2 protein-coding genes are annotated in these 468 nt (G+C 66.2%); both read left to right on the top strand.

What is annotated here, in order from left to right:
* Positions 1-186: hypothetical protein (locus GVL12_RS25790; RefSeq protein WP_200844103.1), on the top strand; the 186-nt coding region annotated here is incomplete at its 5' end.
* A gap of 135 nt (positions 187-321) precedes the next feature.
* A partial coding sequence (locus GVL12_RS25785; protein WP_200844102.1) for a tRNA-dihydrouridine synthase occupies positions 322-468 on the top strand: 147 nt, incomplete at its 3' end.

Raw genomic sequence — 468 nt, 5'->3', positions numbered from 1 at the left:
GTGTCGATCGGCGTCACGCAGTACGTGCTGGGCGAATCGGTGCTGGAGTTCTTCTCGCGCGCCGATACCGCGGTGTACCTGGCCAAGCAGGGTGGTCGCAACCAGGTGGTGGTGCAGGAACCGGTGGGTGCCTTCGCTCCGGCGGAGGATGGAGAGCCGCAGGCCCCGGCGCACGGCTACTTCTGAGGAAGGGGGCTGCCTGCCCGGCGCAATGCCCACGAACGCGGGCCGCGATGCCCGCTTTTCGTTTGCTGAAAATTTGAGCAGGTACAATCCCGCCTCCGTTTTCCTCCGCCTGTTTTTTCAGCACTTCCGCGCGCCATGCAGATCGGCCACATTCCCCTGGCGAACCGCCTCTTCGTCGCGCCCATGGCGGGAGTGACGGACCGGCCGTTCCGCCAGCTCTGCAAGGCGCTCGGCGCGGGGTATGCCGTGAGCGAGATGGTCACCTCGCGCAAGGACCTGTGG

Origin of the sequence: Pantoea sp. 18069, from assembly GCF_902706035.1 — a bacterium.
Taxonomy (GTDB): domain Bacteria; phylum Pseudomonadota; class Gammaproteobacteria; order Burkholderiales; family Burkholderiaceae_C; genus Comamonas.
Note: the sequence above shows the minus strand (reverse complement) of the source record. Positions and strands in the feature narration are given on the sequence as shown.